At 55.5% G+C, this 20,682-nt stretch carries 15 protein-coding genes; 9 read left to right on the top strand and 6 right to left on the bottom strand.

Annotation, left to right across the window (positions count from 1 at the left end):
• Window positions 1-50: 50 nt before the first annotated feature.
• Entirely contained in the window at window positions 51-1,046 is a 996-nt protein-coding gene (locus L350_RS00950) for an acyltransferase (RefSeq protein WP_022649743.1), read from the top strand.
• A 52-nt stretch (window positions 1,047-1,098) separates the two neighbouring features.
• On the opposite strand, the gene xylB is transcribed toward L350_RS00950, so the two are convergent.
• A complete protein-coding gene (xylB, locus tag L350_RS00955; protein ID WP_032626997.1) occupies window positions 1,099-2,553 on the bottom strand; it encodes a xylulokinase in 1,455 nt (484 codons plus the stop codon).
• Between the two features lie 59 nt (window positions 2,554-2,612).
• A complete protein-coding gene (xylA, locus tag L350_RS00960) occupies window positions 2,613-3,935 on the bottom strand; it encodes a xylose isomerase (RefSeq protein WP_026080557.1) in 1,323 nt (440 codons plus the stop codon).
• Between the two features lie 371 nt (window positions 3,936-4,306).
• Between xylA and xylF the strand changes: the two genes are divergently transcribed.
• From xylF to xylR, 4 genes are all read left to right on the top strand, one after another.
• Entirely contained in the window at window positions 4,307-5,299 is a 993-nt protein-coding gene (xylF, locus tag L350_RS00965) for a D-xylose ABC transporter substrate-binding protein (RefSeq protein WP_022649746.1), read from the top strand.
• A 72-nt stretch (window positions 5,300-5,371) separates the two neighbouring features.
• Window positions 5,372-6,913: a xylose ABC transporter ATP-binding protein gene (locus L350_RS00970; RefSeq protein ID WP_032626995.1), complete on the top strand. Its 1,542-nt coding sequence runs from the start codon at window positions 5,372-5,374 to the stop codon at window positions 6,911-6,913.
• Complete coding sequence (gene xylH / locus L350_RS00975) at window positions 6,891-8,072, top strand: xylose ABC transporter permease XylH (RefSeq protein WP_032626993.1); 1,182 nt, start codon at window positions 6,891-6,893, stop codon at window positions 8,070-8,072. The genes L350_RS00970 and xylH overlap by 23 nt, the downstream gene beginning before the upstream one ends.
• 34 nt (window positions 8,073-8,106) lie before the next feature.
• Entirely contained in the window at window positions 8,107-9,285 is a 1,179-nt protein-coding gene (gene xylR / locus L350_RS00980; RefSeq protein WP_032626991.1) for a D-xylose utilization transcriptional activator XylR, read from the top strand.
• Between the two features lie 35 nt (window positions 9,286-9,320).
• Here xylR and L350_RS0122745 read toward each other — a convergent pair whose 3' ends face one another.
• Window positions 9,321-10,145 (bottom strand): protein bax, encoded by an 825-nt coding sequence (locus tag L350_RS0122745; RefSeq protein ID WP_022649749.1) that lies wholly within the window; start codon window positions 10,143-10,145, stop codon window positions 9,321-9,323.
• A 313-nt stretch (window positions 10,146-10,458) separates the two neighbouring features.
• Here L350_RS0122745 and L350_RS00985 point away from each other — a divergent pair, with 313 nt between their 5' ends.
• Both L350_RS00985 and avtA read left to right on the top strand, forming a co-directional pair.
• Entirely contained in the window at window positions 10,459-12,489 is a 2,031-nt protein-coding gene (locus L350_RS00985; protein ID WP_032626989.1) for an alpha-amylase, read from the top strand.
• A gap of 246 nt (window positions 12,490-12,735) precedes the next feature.
• Complete coding sequence (gene avtA / locus L350_RS00990) at window positions 12,736-13,989, top strand: valine--pyruvate transaminase (protein ID WP_023298856.1); 1,254 nt, start codon at window positions 12,736-12,738, stop codon at window positions 13,987-13,989.
• Between the two features lie 7 nt (window positions 13,990-13,996).
• On the opposite strand, the gene L350_RS00995 is transcribed toward avtA, so the two are convergent.
• Together L350_RS00995 and L350_RS01000 are read right to left on the bottom strand one after the other, a co-directional pair.
• A complete protein-coding gene (locus L350_RS00995; RefSeq protein WP_032626987.1) occupies window positions 13,997-14,452 on the bottom strand; it encodes a 4Fe-4S dicluster domain-containing protein in 456 nt (151 codons plus the stop codon).
• Window positions 14,453-14,545: 93 nt separating this feature from the next.
• Window positions 14,546-15,364, bottom strand: coding sequence for an AraC family transcriptional regulator (locus L350_RS01000; RefSeq protein WP_022649753.1), 819 nt, complete (start codon window positions 15,362-15,364; stop codon window positions 14,546-14,548).
• Between the two features lie 225 nt (window positions 15,365-15,589).
• On the opposite strand from L350_RS01000, the gene L350_RS01005 reads away from it, so the two are divergent.
• Window positions 15,590-16,990 (top strand): MFS transporter, encoded by a 1,401-nt coding sequence (locus L350_RS01005; protein WP_022649754.1) that lies wholly within the window; start codon window positions 15,590-15,592, stop codon window positions 16,988-16,990.
• Between the two features lie 10 nt (window positions 16,991-17,000).
• Window positions 17,001-18,950, top strand: coding sequence for a glycoside hydrolase family 127 protein (locus tag L350_RS01010; RefSeq protein WP_032626985.1), 1,950 nt, complete (start codon window positions 17,001-17,003; stop codon window positions 18,948-18,950).
• 132 nt (window positions 18,951-19,082) lie between these two features.
• On the opposite strand, the gene aldB is transcribed toward L350_RS01010, so the two are convergent.
• Window positions 19,083-20,621, bottom strand: coding sequence for an aldehyde dehydrogenase AldB (aldB, locus tag L350_RS01015; protein ID WP_023307168.1), 1,539 nt, complete (start codon window positions 20,619-20,621; stop codon window positions 19,083-19,085).
• Window positions 20,622-20,682: the final 61 nt, after the last annotated feature.

Below are 20,682 nucleotides of genomic sequence, written 5' to 3'. Positions count from 1 at the left end.
TTTTACGCAATCGCAGTCACACTTTCTTTATCAGGAATACAGAGGAACTGATGCAGTCAAAAATTAACTGGATTGATAACCTGCGGGGAATAGCCTGTCTGATGGTGGTGATGATCCACACTACGACCTGGTATGTCACGAACGCGCACAGTATCAGCCCTGTTAACTGGGATGTCGCCAATATTCTGAACTCAGCCTCACGCGTGAGCGTCCCGCTGTTCTTTATGATTTCCGGTTTTCTCTTTTTTGGCGAGCGTAGCGCGCAGCCGAGACATTTCATCCGTATTGTCTCCTGTTTGCTGTTTTACAGCGCCATTTCGCTGCTCTATATCATCCTGTTCACTTCAATTAATGCTGAACGTTCCCTGCTCAATTTGTTGCAAAAACCGGTGTTCTATCATCTGTGGTTTTTCTTCGCGATAATGGTTATCTATCTGGTTTCGCCGTTAATTCAGGTAAAAAACGTTAGCGGTAAAATGCTGCTGGCCTTGATGGTAATAATCGGGATCGTGGCAAACCCGAATACCGTCTCTCAGAAAATTGATGGCTTTGAATGGCTGCCCGTTAACCTCTATATCAACGGTGATACGTTTTATTACGTGCTGTACGGCATGCTGGGGCGCGCCATCGGCATGATGGAGACGCAAAAGAGAGGAATAAACTGGCTTTGCGCGGCAGCATTTATCGCCGGTGTGTTTATTATCTCTCGAGGGACGCTGCACGAGCTGCAATGGCGCGGAAACTTTGCCGATACCTGGTATCTCTACTGCGGGCCGATGGTCTTTATCTGCGCGGTTTCGCTGCTGACCCTGTTTAAAAACACCCTGAATGCCCGCCCGCTTCCGGTGCTGGGGTTCATCTCTCGCCACTCGCTGGGCATTTACGGTTTTCACGCGCTGGTGATCCACGCCCTGCGCACCCGCGGCGTTGAGCTTAAAAGCTGGCCGGTGCTGGATATTGTCTGGATATTTACCGTTACGCTGGTTGTCAGCCTGCTGCTCTCAATGCTGCTGCAACGCATCGATACACGCAGGTTTGTGAGCTAACCCGGTTAAAGGCTGGCAGGCCGGGTAAACGTTAGCGCCACCCGGCTCCTGTTTATGACATTAGCGGTAAAAGCTGCTGATAGATTTTGCGGAAAACGTCTCGTCTTTCAGCGTAGCGAGCATGATTTTTCGCATCAGGACGATGCTGCTGTTCAAGCGGCAGCTGGGGCAAAAGCTGGGGCAGTGGTTTATCCCGGTTCAGCGCAATTTGCGCCAGCCGTGCCGCACCGAGCGCCGGACCAACATCTCCCCCAGTACGATAGTCCAGCTGCAACCCGCTGATATCGGAAAGCATCTGCCGCCAGTAGCTGCTTCGTGCCCCGCCGCCAATTAACGTAATGCTGGATGGCGTCAGGCCACAGTCATGCACGACATCCATGCCGTCCGCCAGCGCATAGCCGACCCCTTCAAGCACCGCGCGTGCCAGCTCTGCCGGGCCGTGCTGATGGGTAAGGCCGAAGAAGACCCCTTTCGCTTCCGGGTTGTTATGCGGCGTCCGCTCGCCGGAAAGGTACGGTAAAAACCAGACCGCACCGGCAGTATCATCCGCCTGCTGTGCCGCTGCGATAAGCGCCGGGACGTCCGCCATTCCGGTCAGCTTTGCCGCCCAGTCGAGGCAGGAAGCCGCGCTCAGCATCACCGACATCAAATGCCATTTACCCGGCAACGCGTGGCAGAAGCTGTGTACGGCGCTTTCAGGGTTACTACGATAGCCGTCACTGACGGCAAAATAGACGCCGGAAGTGCCGAGCGAGAGCATGGCCTGTCCTGTCTCCACCATCCCCACGCCGACCGCACCCGCCGCATTATCGCCACCGCCGGCAACGACAGGTACGGCTGGCATATTCCAGCGTTCAGCAACAGAAGGCTGCAAAGCGCCCGTGATATCACTGCCTTCAAACAGCGCAGGCATATGATCGCGCGTCAGCTGGCAGGCATCCAGCATCACTTCGCTCCAGTCCCGTTTCGCCACGTCGAGCCACATCGTGCCCGCGGCGTCAGACATGTCGCTGGCAAAATCCCCCGTCATGCGAAAACGCAGGTAGTCTTTCGGCAACAGAACCTTCGCCACCTGACGAAAAATCTCAGGCTCATGGCGCTGCACCCACAGGAGTTTTGGCGCGGTAAAACCGGGCATCATCAGGTTGCCCGTAATCTCGCGGGACGCAGGCACACGCTCCTCAAGGATCGCGCACTCTTCCGCACAGCGGCCATCGTTCCAGAGAATAGCCGGGCGCAGAACGCGATGCTGGCTATCCAGCAGCGTGGCGCCATGCATTTGCCCGGCAATGCCCAGCGCTTTCACGTCGCGCAGGCTGTGCTGCTCACCTAAGGCTTTCATCGCGCGGTCCGTCGCCTGCCACCACTGCTCCGGATCTTGTTCCGACCAAAGTGGCTGCGGGCGTGAAACCTGCAACTTTTCAGTCTGCGTGGCTAACACATCGCCCTGCTCGCTTAACAGGATGGCTTTCACCCCCGACGTGCCAAGATCGATCCCGATATACATGTGGTGACTCCTTTGACAGAAATGCCCGGTGGCGCTGCGCTTACCGGGCATGAATGCTGTTATTTATCGAACAGGTAGTGATTGACCAGGTTTTCCAGCAGTTCCTGATGGCCGCTCTGATGCTGCGGTGCCAACTGATGCTGTTCAGCGTACTTCGCGATCTCCGCAAGCGATAACTGACCTTTCAAAATTTGCTGGCCCAGCTCACTGTTCCAGCCGCTGTAGCGCTTCGCCACGCGCTTATCCAGCTCACCGTCTTCAATCATACGGGCCGCCACCTTCAGCGCCAGCGCCATGGTGTCCATCGCGCCAATATGCCCGTAGAACAGATCGTATTTATCGGTGCTCTGGCGACGCACTTTGGCGTCGAAGTTCAGGCCGCCGGTGGTGAAACCGCCCGCTTTGATGATTTCGTACATCACCAGCGCATTCTCTTCGACGCTGTTCGGGAACTGGTCGGTATCCCAGCCCAGCTGCGGATCGCCGCGGTTCGCATCCACCGATCCGAAGATGCCCAGCGCAATCGCAGAGGCGATTTCGTGATGGAACGAGTGGCCCGCCAGCGTGGCGTGGTTAGCCTCAATGTTCACTTTGATCTCTTTTTCCAGACCAAACTGCTTCAGGAAGCCATACACGGTGGCGACATCGTAGTCGTACTGATGCTTGGTTGGCTCCTGTGGTTTTGGCTCAATCAGCAGCGTACCGCGGAAGCCGATTTTGTGCTTGTGGTCCACCACCATCTGCATAAAGCGGCCAATCTGCTCACGCTCCTGGCGCAGGTCAGTATTCAGCAGCGTTTCATAGCCTTCACGACCGCCCCAGAGCACATAGTTCTCACCGCCCAGCTGATGCGTGGCGTTCATCGCAGTCACGACCTGGGTTGCCGCCCAGCTGAAGACTTCCGGGTCCGGGTTGGTTGCCGCGCCCGCGCCATAGCGAGGGTTGGTAAAGCAGTTAGCCGTACCCCAGAGCAGCTTCACGCCGCTTTGCTGCTGTTTTTCAGCCAGCACGTCGACCATCTGCGCAAAATTGTTCAGATACTCTTTCAGCGACGCCCCTTCCGGCGACACGTCAACATCGTGGAAACAGTAGTACGGTACGTTCAGCTTATGGAAGAACTCGAACGCGACGTCGGCTTTACGCTTCGCCAGCTCAATGGCCTCGCCCGGCTGTTGCCATGGACGGTCAAAAGAGCCCACGCCGAACATATCGGCACCGTTCCAGCAGAAGGTGTGCCAGTAGCAGGCGGCAAAGCGCAAGTGATCTTCCATGCGCTTACCCAGCACCAGCTCATCCGGGTTGTAGTGACGAAATGCTAAAGGATTGGTCGTTTTCGTGCCTTCGAAACGAACGCGATCGAGTTGGTCGAAATAAGCTTGCATATTGAGCTCCATAATCAGGGTATGCGGCGTGGTCTTGCTTCTGGAGTAATAGTGAATAGACATTGGAAGTTGCTCAATTACGTTATTTCACACTGCTATTGAGAGAATGCGCAATTGTGCGCTGGCTCGCAAAATAATGTGCAGACAAACTATTTTTCGGCGCGCATTCCAGAATCAAATGTAATTAATAGGTTACGCTTTTTAAAATCCGATCGCGGTCATAAATTCAGAAATAAACCAAATATCGTAATGAGAAGATAAAAATCTGTAATTGCCAGCAGGCCTTTCCACGTTAAAAATTTGCTGCGTCTCAGCAGTGAATGTTTCTTTTATCTCAGCTACACATACCCCTACAAAAAGGCCTAATAATTATGAAGATAAAGAACCTGACCCTAACGCTCTGCACTACTCTCCTGCTTGCAAGCTTTGCCGGCCACGCCAAAGAGGTCAAAATCGGCATGGCGATTGATGACTTACGCCTGGAGCGCTGGCAAAAAGATCGCGATATCTTTGTTAAAAAAGCGGAATCTCTCGGCGCGGAGGTGTTCGTTCAGTCCGCTAACGGCAACGAAGAGACGCAAATGTCGCAAATTGAGAATATGATCAACCGTGGCGTCGATGTGCTGGTCATTATCCCGTATAACGGCCAGGTATTAAGCAACGTGGTGAAAGAAGCAAAACAGGAAGGCATAAAAGTCCTGGCTTATGACCGCATGATTAATAATGCGGATATTGATTATTATATTTCGTTCGACAATGAAAAGGTGGGTGAATTACAGGCTAAAAGCTTGATCGCAAAAGTGCCTCAAGGGAATTATTTCCTTATGGGCGGCTCGCCTGTGGATAACAACGCCAAACTGTTCCGTCAGGGACAAATGAAAGTGCTGAAGCCGTATATCGACGAGGGCAAAATTAAAGTCGTCGGCGATCAGTGGGCTGACGGCTGGTTACCGGAAAACGCGCTGAAAATTATGGAAAACGCGTTGACCGCAAATAACAACAAAATCGATGCAGTGGTGGCCTCTAACGACGCCACTGCGGGGGGCGCCATTCAGGCGCTGAGCGCGCAGGGTCTGGCCGGGAAAGTCGCTATTTCCGGACAGGACGCCGACCTTGCGGGTGTAAAACGCATTATCGCGGGTACCCAGACTATGACGGTCTATAAGCCCATTACCGAGCTTGCCAATACGGCCGCCGAAATTGCCGTTGAGCTGGGAAATGGCCAGCAACCTAAAGCAGACGCGACGTTAAATAACGGCCTGAAAGACGTGCCAGCTCGCCTGCTTACCCCTATCGAAGTCAACAAAGAGAATATTGACGCCACGGTGGTGAAAGACGGTTTCCATAAGAAGAGTGAACTGTAATCCAGCGCAGCCCCTGCCCGGCGGGGGCGCATCGACCTGCCCTGTTCATCTGTCGGGCTATGCGGAGCAGTTATGTCTTATTTACTTGAAATGAAAAGCATCACCAAAGCCTTCGGGGCGGTGAAAGCGGTCGACAACGTAAGCCTGCGGCTGAACCCCGGCGAAGTGATGTCGCTGTGCGGCGAAAACGGCTCGGGGAAATCCACGCTGATGAAGGTGTTGTGCGGGATCTATCCGCACGGCAGCTACGAGGGCGAAATCGTCTTTGCCGGTGAGGTGCTTCAGGCCACGCACATTCGTGATACCGAACGTAAAGGCATCGCTATCATTCACCAGGAGCTGGCACTGGTGAAGCACCTTACCGTGCTGGAAAATATCTTTCTTGGGGCCGAACTCTCGCGCCACGGCGTACTGGATTACGACACCATGACGCTGCGCTGCGAAAAACTGCTGGCCCAGGTGAGTCTCGCTATCTCACCGGATACGCGCGTGGGCGACTTAGGTTTGGGCCAGCAGCAACTGGTGGAGATCGCCAAGGCGCTAAATAAACAGGTACGCCTGCTGATCCTCGACGAGCCAACCGCCTCGCTCACCGAACAGGAAACCGCCGTTCTGCTCCATATCATCCAGGACCTGCAAAACCACGGTATCGCCTGCATCTATATTTCGCACAAGCTCAATGAGGTGAAAGCTATTTCCGACACCATCTGCGTCATCCGCGACGGGCAGCACATTGGCACGCGTGAAGCAGAAGGCATGAGCGAAGATGACATCATCACCATGATGGTGGGTCGCGAGCTCACCGCACTGTATCCCAACGAACCACACACCATAGGCGAAGAACTCCTGCGCGTGGAAAACCTGACGGCGTGGCATCCCGTTAACCGCCACATCAAGCGCGTGGATAACCTCTCCTTCTCGCTGCACCGCGGCGAAATTCTCGGTATTGCGGGTTTAGTGGGTGCCGGAAGAACCGAGGCCGTGCAGTGTCTGTTTGGCGTCTGGCCGGGGCGCTGGGAAGGCAAAATTTATATCGACGGTCAGCCGGTAAAAATCGACAACTGCCAGCAGGCCATTGCCAAAGGCATTGCTATGGTGCCCGAAGACCGCAAAAAAGACGGCATCGTGCCGGTCATGGCGGTGGGAAAAAATATCACGCTGGCGGCGCTCAGCCAGTTTTCCGGCGCGCTGAGCAGCCTGGATGATGCCGCAGAACAGCAGTGTATTCTTCAGTCACTTGCCAGGCTCAAGGTGAAAACCTCCTCGCCGGAACTGGCGATAGGTCGCCTGAGCGGCGGCAACCAGCAGAAAGCGATTCTGGCACGCTGCCTGTTGCTTAATCCGCGCATTTTAATTCTGGACGAACCCACGCGCGGGATCGATATCGGCGCGAAGTATGAAATCTACAAGCTGATCAACCAGCTTGTGCAGCAAGGGATTGCCGTCATTGTTATCTCGTCCGAATTGCCTGAAGTGCTGGGGCTGAGCGACCGCGTGCTGGTCATGCATGAAGGGAAACTCAAAGCCAACCTGAACAACCAGAACCTGACGCAAGAGCAGGTGATGGAAGCTGCCTTAAGGAGCGAACGCCATGTCGAAAAGCAACCCGTCTGATATCAAAGTCGCTGTTCCGACGCCCGGTGCGTTCGCAGGACTTAAATCGCTGAATCTGCAAGTTTTTGTAATGATTGCCGCCATTATCGTCATCATGTTGTTCTTTACCTGGATGACCGATGGCTCCTATTTGAGCGCACGTAACGTCTCTAACCTGCTGCGTCAGACCGCCATCACCGGGATCCTGGCGGTGGGGATGGTCTTTGTGATTATCTCAGCGGAAATTGACCTGTCGGTAGGGTCGATGATGGGTCTGCTCGGCGGCGTGGCGGCAATTTTTGACGTCTGGCTCGGCTGGCCGTTGCCGCTGACGATTGTGGTCACGCTGGTACTGGGTCTGCTGCTGGGTGCGTGGAACGGCTGGTGGGTGGCCTACCGTAAAGTCCCGTCGTTTATTGTCACCTTAGCAGGGATGCTGGCCTTCCGCGGTATTCTGATTGGGATCACCAACGGCACTACCGTCTCCCCGACCAGCGCCTCGATGTCCCAGATTGGCCAAAGCTACCTCTCTGATGGCGTCGGTTTTACGATCGGTGTGGTTGGGCTGATGGCGTTTGTCGCGTGGCAATGGCGAGGACGCAAGCGTCGCCAGGCGCTGGGGCTGGCCTCGCCTGCCTCAACCTCGGTTGTCGGCCGTCAGGCGCTTACTGCGGTGATTGTGCTGGGGGCCATCTGGCTGCTAAACGATTATCGCGGTGTCCCAACGCCCGTTCTGCTGCTGGCGCTGTTGCTGTTAGGTGGGATGTTTATGGCCACACGTACCGCATTCGGTCGCCGTATTTATGCTATCGGCGGCAATCTTGAAGCCGCGCGTTTATCTGGTATCAACGTCGAGCGCACCAAACTCGCCGTCTTTGCCATTAACGGGCTGATGGTGGCCATCGCCGGGCTAATCCTTAGCTCGCGTCTGGGCGCGGGTTCCCCGTCTGCCGGTAATATTGCCGAGCTGGACGCCATCGCCGCCTGCGTGATTGGCGGGACCAGCCTCGCCGGAGGTATTGGCAGCGTGGCGGGGGCGGTGATGGGCGCATTTATTATGGCTTCGCTGGATAACGGGATGAGTATGATGGACGTGCCGACGTTTTGGCAGTATATCGTCAAAGGGGCCATTCTTTTGCTGGCAGTCTGGATGGACTCTGCCACCAAGCGGCGCGCCTGAGAACCGTATCGTGACTAATTTGGGAAAGTGAGCCATGTTTGAAAAGCGTCACCGCATTACGTTGTTATTCAATGCCAACAAAGCCTATGACCGTCAGGTGGTTGAGGGGGTTGGTGAATATTTGCAGGCGTCGCAATCCGAATGGGATATTTTCATCGAAGAAGATTTCCGTACCCGTCTGGAGAACATCAAAGACTGGCTGGGAGACGGGGTTATCGCTGACTTTGACGACCCCGTGATTGAACAGTTGCTGAGTGGTGTCGACGTACCTATCGTGGGCGTTGGCGGCTCTTACCATTCAGCGGAACATTACCCCCCCGTTCACTACATCGCCACGGATAACCATGCCCTGGTTGAGACCGCCTTCCTCCATTTAAAGGAGAAAGGCGTCCATCGTTTTGCGTTTTACGGATTGCCCGCCACCAGCGGAAAGCGCTGGGCGATGGAGCGTGAGTATGCCTTCTGCCAGCTGGTTGCCCAGGAGAAGTATCGCGGCGTCGTTTATCAGGGGCTGGAAACCGCGCCAGAAAACTGGCAGCACGCACAGAATCGCCTGGCTGACTGGCTGCAAACGCTGCCGCCCCAGACAGGGATTATCGCCGTGACGGACGCCCGCGCCCGCCACGTATTACAGGTGTGCGAACATTTGCATATTCCTGTGCCTGAAAAGCTGTGCGTGATTGGTATTGATAACGAAGAGCTTACACGCTATCTGTCGCGCGTGGCGATCTCATCCGTGGCGCAGGGTACCCGTCAGATGGGCTATCAGGCCGCGAAGCTGCTGCACCGACTGTTAGACAACGAATCCCTGCCGCTCCAGCGTCTGCTGGTTCCGCCCGTTCGCGTGGTCGAGCGTCGCTCAACAGACTACCGCTCCCTAAACGATCCGGCCGTGATTCAGGCGATGCACTACATTCGCAATCATGCCTGCAAAGGGATCAAGGTCGATCAGGTGCTGGATTCGGTCGGCATTTCACGTTCGAATCTGGAGAAGCGGTTTAAAGAGGAAGTCGGTGAGACGATCCACGCCGTGATCCATGCGGAAAAGCTGGAGAAAGCGCGCAGTCTGCTGATCTCCACCTCGCTGTCGATCAACGAGATTTCACAGATGTGCGGCTATCCGTCGCTTCAGTATTTCTATTCGGTGTTCAGGAAAGAGTATGACACCACGCCGAAGGAGTACCGGGAACGGTACAGTGAAGTCCTGCTCTAGAAAAAAGAACGCCTTCCAGTGGAAGGCGTTTTTCATTACATATGTGCGGCAATCAGACGCTGGTTATCCTGGTACATGGAGAACAGGTAGTTGTTGTAGCGCTGTCCCTGGGTGGAATAACCTTTCAGCTTGTGGATCATCGCCGTGGCCGTCACTTCCTGATCCGCCTTACGCAGCTGCGCGCGTGACTTACGGAACGAAGAGTAGGCCGGGTGGGTGTTCAGATTCACCACATAGGCATTCACGGAATCTTTCACCGATTCAAACTGTGAATAGCCCTTCACCTTGCCGGGTGCATTAGTACAACGACCTTTTGCGCATTTCATGCCAAACAGATTGTTGTTGTTGCGCGCCAGCTTCGAGGTGCCCCAACCGCTTTCGGCGGCGGCCATTGTCGCGACCATACTGCCTGGAATAATGTCCACACGCTCTAACAGAGTGTTCCACGGCACACGACGCGTGTTCCCGCTCCACTTCACTTTATAGCGTTTGGCGATGTCTTTCAGGCGAGTGCGCTCAGACGGCGACCAGCGGCTATCGTACTGTTTGGCGATCAGCCAGTTACGATCCGCAGTAATCGCGGCATTTTGACTTTTAATGTAAGGCATTACCGTCCGGAGAAACGCTTTTTTCCTTGGTGTCCCGGAAGGGTATTTTCGCAAATCAGGAAGTGAACTACTCTTTGCACTATTGCGAGAATACTCTTGTTTACTGCTAACCTTACTGCTTGTCGTCTTTATTACGTGGGCTTTCTTACTCGTTGTATCCGTGTGCGTCTTTGCAAGCACCTCACCTGAAAATGCCATGGTGAGTAACATGAGTATCGCGGCCCCATATCGTCGAATGGGAGTCGATATCATTAGGTCTCCTGGTCGGATATAAGCATTCCAACACCTTATTTTCTTCAAAATTTGAGAGCGGAATCTCAAATCGTACCAAAAATAGTCTTCAAGAGCACGTCTATAAATAGTCCAATTCCGAAACTATGTCATCCGGAACATGCTCATTAAAGCACCAACACTGGAAAAATGTGCGCGATATCGCAGATAACTGCCTAATTTTGCGCGGGATCACTCATCCCTACGCGTCCTCCTGGCAGAAAGCCTCAGAGGAGGAGTTTTTCCCCTGAGCCGAATGGCACACTGGTCAAAAATGCCGCGACAGGAAAATGGAATGAAACGCACTGCATTAGCTGTTCTGATGTTACCCGCATTCGCGCATGCCGACTGGTCATCGCCGGGATTTGACGCATTCAACGCTGAAGGTACCGGCGTCTTTACCAGCCAGGCAACGCTTGCGAAGGGTACCCGTCCACTGACGTTGAGTCTTGACAACGCGTGCTGGCAGCCGACAAAGGCCATTAAGCTCAACGAGATGCTGTCGCTCAAACCGTGCGAAGGCACGCCACCGCAGTGGCGATTATTCCGTGACGGCGTTTATCAGATGCGTATTGATACGCGCTCTGGAACGCCGACGCTGATGCTGACGGTACAAAGTGCGGCGCCACAGCCTGTCGCAAACGTTACCCGCCAGTGCCCGAAGTGGGACGGCAAACCGCTCACGATCGACGTCGTTAACACGTTCCCGGAAGGCACGGTGGTGCGTGATTTTTACAGCAAACAGACCGCGACCGTTCAAAATGGCAAAGTGACTCTTCAGCCAGCCGCCAACAGCAATGGCCTGCTGCTGCTTGAGCGCGCCGAAACGGACAAACCCGCGCCGTTCAGCTGGCAAAACGCCACCGTCTATTTCGTGCTGACCGATCGCTTCGTGAATGGCGACCCCACCAACGACAACAGCTATGGCCGCCATAAAGATGGTATGCAGGAGATAGGTACTTTCCACGGCGGCGATCTGAAAGGGCTTAACAGCAAACTGGATTACCTTCAGCAACTGGGCGTGAATGCGCTCTGGATAAGCTCCCCGCTGGAGCAGATCCACGGCTGGGTTGGCGGCGGCACCAAAGGGGATTTCCCCCACTACGCGTATCACGGTTATTACACCCAGGACTGGACGAAACTCGACGCCAACATGGGCAACGAAGATGATTTACGCCAGCTTGTCGACGACGCGCACAGGCGCGGTATCCGCGTCCTGTTTGACGTTGTCATGAACCACGCGGGCTATGCGACGCTTGCAGATATGCAGCAATATCAGTTTGGCGCACTCTATTTACAGGGAGATGAGCTGAAAAAAACGCTCGGCGAACGCTGGACTGACTGGAAGCCAGGCGCGGGTCAAAGCTGGCACAGCTTCAACGATTACATCAACTTCAGTGACAAAGCCGCATGGGAAAAATGGTGGGGTAAAAAATGGATCCGTACCGATATCGGTGATTACGACAACCCGGGCTTTGACGACTTGACCATGTCCCTGGCCTTCCTGCCGGATCTGAAAACGGAATCAAAAACCCCGTCAGGTTTGCCGAACTTTTATCAACACAAGCCCGACACCAACGCGAAAGTGATGACGAATTTCACGCCGCGAGATTACCTGACCCACTGGCTTAGCCAGTGGGTACGTGACTACGGCATCGACGGTTTCCGGGTCGATACCGCCAAACACGTTGAGCATGAAGCCTGGCAGCAACTGAAAGACCAGGCCAGCCAGGCGCTGGCCGCGTGGAAGGCAGCCAACCCGGACAAAAAACTCGACGATGCGCCGTTCTGGATGACCGGTGAATCCTGGGGCCACGGCGTGATGCAGAGCGATTATTACCGCCACGGCTTCGATGCGATGATCAACTTTGACTATCAGGAGCAGGCGGCGAAAGCAGTGGACTGTCTGGCAGATATGGATTTGACCTGGCAGCAAATGGCAGAAAAGCTGCAAAGTTTTAATGTGCTGAGCTATCTCTCCTCCCACGATACGCGTCTGTTCCGTGAAGGGGGCCAGCGCGCCGCTGAGTTACTGCTGCTGGCGCCGGGAAGCGTGCAGATCTATTACGGCGATGAATCAGAGCGTCCATTTGGCCCGACAGGCTCCGATCCGCTACAGGGAACCCGTTCGGATATGAACTGGCAGGACGTCACAGGTAAACAGGCGTTAACTGTCGCCCACTGGCAGCTTCTGGGGCAGTTCCGCGCCCGTCATCCGGCTGTGGGTGAAGGCAAGCAAACAACGCTGTCAATGAAAGAAGGCTACGGCTTTGTGCGCGAGCACAAGGGCGATAAGGTGATGGTGGTGTGGGCGGGTAATCAGTAGAACAGCCCCCTCACCCTAACCCTAACCCTCTCCCCAAGGGGCAAGGGGATTGCACGGTGCGGTCTTTCACCCTCGCCCCTTTGGGGAGAGGGCCGGGGTGAGGGGACATTCATCAGAACGATTCACTGCAATAATCCCTCTCCACCATACAAAACAACAAATCCGACCACATCCGCCGATTTGCACCAACACGGTGCTGGCGTTATGGTTACTGCCTTTCATATTAAGCCCGACAGATCACCTGCTATGACGTTTTCACAATTCGGCGACAAATTTACCCGCCATTCAGGCATTACCCGCCTGATGGAGGACCTCAACGACGGGCTGCGCACCCCAGGCGCTATCATGCTTGGCGGCGGAAACCCGGCTCAAATTCCGGAGATGAACACCTACTTCCAGACGCTGCTGGCAGACATGCTGGAAAACGGTAAAGCAACCGATGCGCTATGTAATTACGACGGCCCTCAGGGTAAAACAGAACTACTGACGCTTCTGGCGGCAATGCTGCGGGAAGCGCTGGGTTGGGATATCGAACCACAGAACATTGCACTGACAAACGGCAGTCAGAGCGCGTTTTTCTACTTATTCAATCTGTTCGCCGGACGCCGCGCCGACGGCACCACGAAAAAAGTGCTGTTCCCGCTGGCACCGGAGTATATCGGCTATGCCGATGCCGGCCTCGAAGAAGACCTGTTTGTTTCCGCACGTCCGAATATCGAGTTGTTGCCAGAGGGCCAGTTCAAATATCACGTCGATTTTGAACATCTGCATATCGGTGAAGAGACGGGCATGATCTGCGTATCTCGTCCCACCAACCCGACGGGGAACGTGATCACCGACGACGAGCTGATGAAGCTGGATGCGCTGGCGAATCAGCACGGCATCCCGCTGGTGATCGATAACGCCTATGGAGTACCGTTCCCGGGGATCATCTTCAGCGAAGCGCGTCCGCTGTGGAACCCGAACATCATCCTCTGCATGAGCCTCTCCAAGCTGGGCCTGCCGGGCAGCCGCTGCGGCATTATCATTGCTAACGAGAAAATCATCACCGCCATTACCAACATGAACGGCATTATCAGCCTTTCCCCTGGCGGCATCGGCCCGGCGATGATGTGCGAGATGATCAGGCGTAACGACCTGCTGCGCCTGTCAAATGAGGTGATCAAGCCGTTTTACTCTCAGCGCGTTCAGGAAACTATCGCCATCCTTCGCCGCTACTTACCGGAGGAACGCTGCCTGATCCATAAACCGGAAGGGGCAATTTTCCTGTGGCTGTGGTTTAAGGATCTGCCCATTACGACAGAGCTGCTTTATCAGCGTCTGAAAAAGCGTGGCGTGCTGATGGTCCCGGGGGATTACTTCTTCCCGGGTCTGGATAAGCCGTGGCCGCATACGCACCAGTGCATGCGCATGAACTACGTCCCGGACCCGGAAAAAATCGAAGCGGGTGTGAAAATTCTCGCCGAAGAGATTGAGAACGCCTGGCGCGAGGCCGGTTAATAAAACCTCAGGCCAGATTACGCAGCCGTTCCGCGCGTAGTCTGGCGGGGTCTATGCAGCGCAGCGCGTGGGTGGGACAGGCTTCGACGCAGGCGGGACCGCCCTCGCGATGCATGCACAAATCACATTTCAGCGCCTGAACGCGATCTCCCACAACCCGAACCTGCATTGCCCCGAACGGGCACGCCACCATACAGCTTTTGCAGCCGATACAGCGAGCCTGCTCAACGAGCCAGGCTCCCGCAGCACGGTAAATGGCCCCCGTCGGGCAGACATTCGCGCAGGGCGCATCTTCACACTGATGGCAGCCCACGGCCGTGGTGAAGGTTCCCCCCTTAACCACGCGGATCCGTGACGTAAACGCTTCTGGCGTGGCGCTGCTTTGATGCGACATCATGCACGCCACCTCACAGGTGCGGCACCCGATACATTTTTCAGGATCCGTCAGAATAAATCGGTTCATCAGTTACGCCTCGCGTGCATTAAAACCCGGTTCTGAGCACATCATACATAACGTCCGAGGCAGCGAAGGTGTGATGGGTCAAAGAGGATGCGCTCATCCGGAATTAATATGCTCTTTACAGTACCGCCGTTTCCAGACGGCGGGCGTTAACCCGGTATGTTTCGAGAATATCTGCCGGAAATAACCCACGTCATTAAAACCGCACCGGGTGGCCACTTCAGTTAATGAGGCCGCATCGTTCAGCAACAATTTTTCAGCGGCCCTGACGCGCTGGCGGTGTATTGCCTCCGTCAGGGTTAAATGAAACGTCCGGCGAAATACTCGCCCCAGGTAATCTGCGTTGCAGTGCAGCTCTTTCGCCAGCTGTGAAGTGGATATGGGCAAATGAAAGTGAGTGCGGATAAGCTGTTTGGCCTTCCACGCCATTGCTGCGCCCGCATCATCCGCTTTATCTTCATATCCCGGCGAGAGCGATATCTGCTGCAAAATTAACAGCAAAATTATCTCCAGCGCCTGGCTACGCTGTAATTTTTCCTGCTCGCTTAAAAACTGACGGAATAACGCAATAACATATTGCGGATCCCGCACGCTACAGTGTTGCTCAATCGACAGTGGCGTCGCACCTGGCAACGCAGGCAAGCCTTCATCCACCTCAAAATGCAGCCAGTAAAATTTGAGATCGCCCGGAAAATCTTCCACGCCGACATGCCGCCGCTTCGGCCAAAGTAATAAACTCTCGCCGGCGTTTACCTCAAACAGCGTATTTTCCTCCTGGATCGTTAATGTCCCTTTTTCGACAAAGATTATCTCCCACGAAGATAATTTTCGTGCGGGATGACGACCCACGCCCCGGGAGATAAATAACCCGCCATTTTGAACCTTAATCGGAAGTGCTATGGATAATTCAAGCATGGATATTCAATTTCCCGCTTTTATGGTGGCTAATATTGCGTTTATTGTTTGATTATTAATAAATATCAGCAGAACAGCTCGATCAAACTCACAGTTTTACCATCAGGTCGGAATCGTCACCTTTTTATACTTTTCCCTTCCCTTGTTGGTATGCCCGTTGAATGCAGAATAAATGGGGTACCTTGCACAAATACGATAATAAATCGTTTATCGAGGAGTTACCCCATGACTTCCACACCGATTACAGACGCAGAAGTTGCAAAACAGGCAGCCGATGACCGACTGTCAGTCCGCGAGAAAATTGGCTACGGCCTGGGCGACGCGGGCGGCACGGTAATTACCTGCCTGATCATGAACTTCCTGACCTTTTTTTATACCGATGTATTTGGCCTGACGCCCGCGCTGGTGGGCACGCTGTTTATTGCTCTTCGGGTATTTGACGCGATTTCCGATCCGGTGATGGGCGTGATTGCCGACCGCACGCAGAGCCGCTGGGGGCGTTTTCGTCCGTGGCAGCTGTGGGTCGCGCTTCCCATCGGGATCGTCGGCGTGCTGACCTTCACCGTCCCGGACGCCAGCATGGGCGTGAAAATCGCCTGGGCGTTCGGCACCTATTTGCTGTTGTCCGTAGGCTATACCGCCATCAACGTGCCGTATTGCGCGCTGATCAACACCATGACCACCCGCCACAACGAGGTAATATCCTGCCAGTCCTGGCGCTTCGTACTGTGCGGCGTGGCGGGCTTTCTGGTCTCCGTTGGCCTGCCGTGGCTGGTGTCAGAGCTGGGACAGGGCAATACCGCCCGGGGTTATCAGCTGGGCGTCGGCGTGCTGTGCGCCATCGCTGTGGTGATGTTCTTGTGCTGCTTCTTCTGGGTGCGCGAGCGCGTCCCGCTTGCGCTGATGGGGAAATTCACCCTGCGCGAGCACCTGGCGGGCCTGCGTAAAAACGATCAGCTGCTGCTGATGCTGGTGATGTCGTTTCTGCTGATCAACGTCTTCAACATTCGCGGCGGCGGGTACATGTACTTCATCACCTACGTGCTTCAGGGCAGCACGGCGTACACCTCGCTGTTTTTCACCATGGTGACCTTTGCCGCCATTCTGGGCGCGGTGATCGTCAACCCGCTGTCGCGGCGGATTGATACCGTCAAACTCTACTACTACACCAACCTGGTACTCGCTGCGCTTGCTATGGGAATGTGGTTCCTGCCAGGTGGCCCGGCGCACCAGACGCTCTGGCTTATCGTGATTTTAAGTAACGGCGTGATCCTGGGCTTCACCCTGCCGCTTCACTTCTCGCTAATGGCCTTTGCCGATGACTACGGCGAATGGAAAACCGGCGTGCGCTCCTCGGGGATGAATTTCGCCTTCAATCTATTTTTCATCAAGCTCGCGTGGGCATCCAGCGCCGGGATCATCAGCCTGGTGTTTATTGCCGTGGCCTATCAGCCAGGCGCGGGCAACCAGACACCCGCCTCATTGCAGGGCATCACCGCCATGGAGACGCTGCTCCCTGCCCTTTTCCACCTGCTGCTGGCGGTCGCTATCCGCTGGTGCAGGCTTAACAATCCCGTGATGTCGCGCATTGCAACCGATTTGCGCCAGCGTCATGTACAGTCCTGAGGAGAACGATATGACCATAATGGAAGCCGACCTGCATCAGCTGAAAATCAACGACCCGTTTCTTGGTCAGTACCAACGGCTGGTCCGCGATGTGGTAATCCCCTACCAGTGGGATGCGCTTAACGATCGCGTGGCGGAGGCTGAACCCAGCCACGCCATCGCCAACTTCCGCATCGCGGCCGGTCTGGAACAGGGGGCGTTTTACGGGATGGTCTTTCAGGACAGCGACGTGGCGAAATGGCTCGAAGCCGTAGCGTGGTCGCTGTGCCAGAAGCCGGATGCCGAACTGGAAAAAACCGCCGACGAGGTGATCGAGCTGGTCGCAGCGGCGCAGTGTGAAGATGGCTATCTCAATACCTATTTCACGGTGAAAGCACCGGCCGAGCGCTGGACCAATCTGGCCGAATGCCACGAACTGTACTGCGCCGGACATATGATTGAAGCGGGCGTGGCGTATTTCCAGGGAACCGGAAAGCGCCGCCTGCTGGACGTGGTGTGCAGGCTGGCGGATCATATCGACAGCGTGTTTGGCCCGGGCGAAAACCAGCTGCACGGCTATCCGGGCCACCCGGAAATCGAGCTGGCGCTGATGCGGCTGTACGACGTCACGCAGGAGCCACGCTATCTCAATCTGGTGAAATACTTTATTGAGGAACGCGGCACACAGCCTCACTTCTACGATATCGAATATGAGAAGCGCGGCAGAACGTCATACTGGAACACCTATGGCCCGGCGTGGATGGTCAAGGACAAAGCCTACAGCCAGGCGCATCAGCCCCTTGCCGAACAACAAACGGCCATCGGCCACGCCGTGCGTTTTGTCTATCTGATGGCGGGCATGGCGCATCTGGCGCGCCTGAGCAACGACGAAGGGAAACGTCAGGATTGCCTGCGGCTGTGGAACAACATGGCACAGCGCCAGCTGTACATCACCGGCGGGATTGGCTCGCAAAGCAGCGGCGAGGCATTCAGCAGCGATTACGATCTGCCCAACGATACGGTCTATGCCGAAAGCTGCGCCTCCATCGGCCTGATGATGTTTGCCCGCCGGATGCTGGAGATGGAGGCGGACGGCCACTACGCCGACGTGATGGAGCGCGCACTATACAACACGGTGCTGGGTGGCATGGCGCTGGACGGTAAGCATTTCTTTTATGTGAATCCGCTGGAAGTGCACCCGAAAACACTGGCCTTTAACCATATCTATGACCACGTTAAACCGGTGCGCCAGCGCTGGTTCGGCTGCGCCTGTTGCCCGCCGAATATTGCGCGCGTGCTGACCTCGCTGGGACACTATATTTATACCGTTCGCCCGGACGCGCTGTTGATCAACCTGTACGTGGGAAACGATGTCGCCATTCCGGTGGGGGAAAACACCCTCCAGCTGCGTATTAGCGGAAACTATCCGTGGCATGAGCAGGTGAAAATCGAGATAACCTCACCAGTTCCGGTGACTCACACGCTGGCCCTGAGGCTGCCGGACTGGTGTGCGGAACCGGCTGTTTCGCTCAATGGTCAAGCCATTACAGGCGAGGTCTCCCGTGGATACTTATACCTCAACCGCAGCTGGCAGGAAGGCGACACGCTGACGCTGACGTTACCGATGCCGGTCCGCCGCGTGTACGGCAACCCGCAGGTGCGCCAGCAGGCGGGGAAAGTCGCATTGCAGCGTGGGCCGCTGGTTTACTGCCTGGAAGAAGCCGATAACGGCGCAAATCTGCATAACCTTTCTTTGCCGCAAGACAGCGCGTTTCGGGTATTTGAAGGCAAAGGCATTTTCGCGCACAAGATGCTGATACAGGCGGAAGGGATCGGGTGTCAGGCGAAGGACACTGATGCCCTGTGGCAGTACGACCACTCGCCGGTAGAACGTCAGCCCCAGACGCTGACCTTTATTCCATGGTTCAGCTGGGCAAACCGGGGAGAAGGGGAAATGCGGATATGGGTGGATGAAGGCTGAATAACTGCGGCCTGTTGCCCTCACCCCAACCCTCTCCCACGGGAGAGGGAGTAAAAAGTAGGCCGGGTAAGGCGAAGCCGCCACCCGGCTTTAACCCGGCTCAGGCCGCCCGGGAGGGCCTGAGCCGGGAGATTAAAACAGCCCCAGCGGTTTATCGGAGTAGCTGACTAACAGACATTTCGTTTGCTGGTAGTGCTCCAGCATCATCTTATGGGTTTCGCGCCCGATGCCCGACTGTTTGTAGCCGCCAAACGCCGCATGAGCCGGATAGGCGTGATAGCAGTTTGTCCATACGCGTCCGGCCTGAATGCCGCGGCCCATTTTATAGGCAAGGTTACCGTTACGGCTCCAGACCCCCGCCCCCAGGCCATACTGCGTGTCGTTGGCGAGCTCCAGCGCCTCGTCCATGGTTTTAAACGTGGTGACGGCCAGCACCGGTCCAAAAATTTCCTCCTGGAAAACGCGCATGTTGTTCTTACCGAACAGGATAGTCGGCTCAAGGTAGTAGCCCTCCTGCAAATCGCCTCCCAGCACCTTACGACGACCGCCGGTCAACACATCGGCCCCCTCTTTTTTACCGATATCAATATAGTTGAGGATGGTTTCCAGCTGGCCATGCGATACCTGCGCCCCCATCTGGGTAACGTTATCCAGCGGATTACCGCTGCGAATCGACTCCACGCGCCGGATCGCCCGCTCCATAAAGCGCTCATAAATGGATTCCTGCACCAGCGCGCGGCTCGGACAGGTGCAGACTTCGCCCTGGTTAAACGCGAACAGCGCAAACCCTTCCAGCGCTTTGTCGAAGAAGGCGTCCTCTTCATCCATCACGTCGGCAAAGAAGATGTTCGGCGATTTCCCGCCCAACTCCAGGGTGACCGGAATGATGTTCTGGGTCGCGTACTGCATAATCTGCTGACCCACTTCCGTTGAGCCGGTAAACGCCACTTTGGCGATACGCTTTGAAGTAGCCAGATATTCGCCGATCTCTCCCCCGGCCCCGTTGACCACGTTAATGACCCCCGGCGGCAACAGGTCGCCAATTACCTCCATCAGCAGCAGTACCGAAAGCGGCGTTAAGCGTGCAGGTTTCAGCACAACGCAGTTACCCGCCGCCAGCGCGGGCGCCATTTTCCAGCTCGCCATCAGCAGCGGGAAGTTCCACGGAATAATTTGCCCCACCACGCCGAGCGGCTCGTGGAAGTGATACGCCACGGTATCTTTGTCAACTTCACTTATTCCCCCCTCCTGGGCACGGATGCAGGACGCAAAATAGCGGAAATGGTCGATCGCCAGCGGCACGTCCGCCGCCATGGTTTCGCGGATCGGCTTGCCGTTGTCCCACGTTTCTGCGGTCGCCAGCAGCTCCAGATTCTGCTCCATCCGATCGGCGATTTTGAACAAAATGGCCGCTCTGTCCTGAACGGACATTTGCCCCCACTTATCTTTCGCCTTATGCGCCGCATCCAGCGCTAAATCGATATCCCGCTTGCCCGAACTGGCAATTTCACACAGCGGCTGGCCGGTAACGGGCGTCAGGTTGGAATAGTATTCACCGTCGACGGGCGCCACCCAGTCGCCGCCGATAAAGTTGTCATAGCGGGGCTTCAGCTTAAGGGGAAAACCATACTCGCCAGGCTGGATACGCGATGAGGGAGGATTGTTTGTCATGACCGTCTCCTTGCTGTTGTTGTACAACAAGGGTAGTTCCGGCTGGTGATTTTCTCGCCAG

Source organism: Enterobacter sp. MGH 4 (genome assembly GCF_000534735.1).
GTDB lineage: Bacteria > Pseudomonadota > Gammaproteobacteria > Enterobacterales > Enterobacteriaceae > Enterobacter > Enterobacter intestinihominis.
Note: the sequence above shows the minus strand (reverse complement) of the source record. Positions and strands in the feature narration are given on the sequence as shown.

Coding starts and splice junctions, on each gene's coding strand:
- aldB (WP_023307168.1), bottom strand. CDS start 20,621: ATGACAAACAATCCTCCCTCATCGCGTATCCAGCCTGGCGAGTATGGT.
- L350_RS01010 (WP_032626985.1), top strand. CDS start 17,001: ATGACCATAATGGAAGCCGACCTGCATCAGCTGAAAATCAACGACCCG.
- L350_RS0122745 (WP_022649749.1), bottom strand. CDS start 10,145: ATGATATCGACTCCCATTCGACGATATGGGGCCGCGATACTCATGTTA.
- avtA (WP_023298856.1), top strand. CDS start 12,736: ATGACGTTTTCACAATTCGGCGACAAATTTACCCGCCATTCAGGCATT.
- L350_RS01000 (WP_022649753.1), bottom strand. CDS start 15,364: ATGCTTGAATTATCCATAGCACTTCCGATTAAGGTTCAAAATGGCGGG.
- L350_RS00970 (WP_032626995.1), top strand. CDS start 5,372: ATGTCTTATTTACTTGAAATGAAAAGCATCACCAAAGCCTTCGGGGCG.
- xylB (WP_032626997.1), bottom strand. CDS start 2,553: ATGTATATCGGGATCGATCTTGGCACGTCGGGGGTGAAAGCCATCCTG.
- L350_RS00985 (WP_032626989.1), top strand. CDS start 10,459: ATGAAACGCACTGCATTAGCTGTTCTGATGTTACCCGCATTCGCGCAT.
- xylH (WP_032626993.1), top strand. CDS start 6,891: ATGTCGAAAAGCAACCCGTCTGATATCAAAGTCGCTGTTCCGACGCCC.
- L350_RS00995 (WP_032626987.1), bottom strand. CDS start 14,452: ATGAACCGATTTATTCTGACGGATCCTGAAAAATGTATCGGGTGCCGC.
- xylA (WP_026080557.1), bottom strand. CDS start 3,935: ATGCAAGCTTATTTCGACCAACTCGATCGCGTTCGTTTCGAAGGCACG.
- xylR (WP_032626991.1), top strand. CDS start 8,107: ATGTTTGAAAAGCGTCACCGCATTACGTTGTTATTCAATGCCAACAAA.
- L350_RS01005 (WP_022649754.1), top strand. CDS start 15,590: ATGACTTCCACACCGATTACAGACGCAGAAGTTGCAAAACAGGCAGCC.
- xylF (WP_022649746.1), top strand. CDS start 4,307: ATGAAGATAAAGAACCTGACCCTAACGCTCTGCACTACTCTCCTGCTT.
- L350_RS00950 (WP_022649743.1), top strand. CDS start 51: ATGCAGTCAAAAATTAACTGGATTGATAACCTGCGGGGAATAGCCTGT.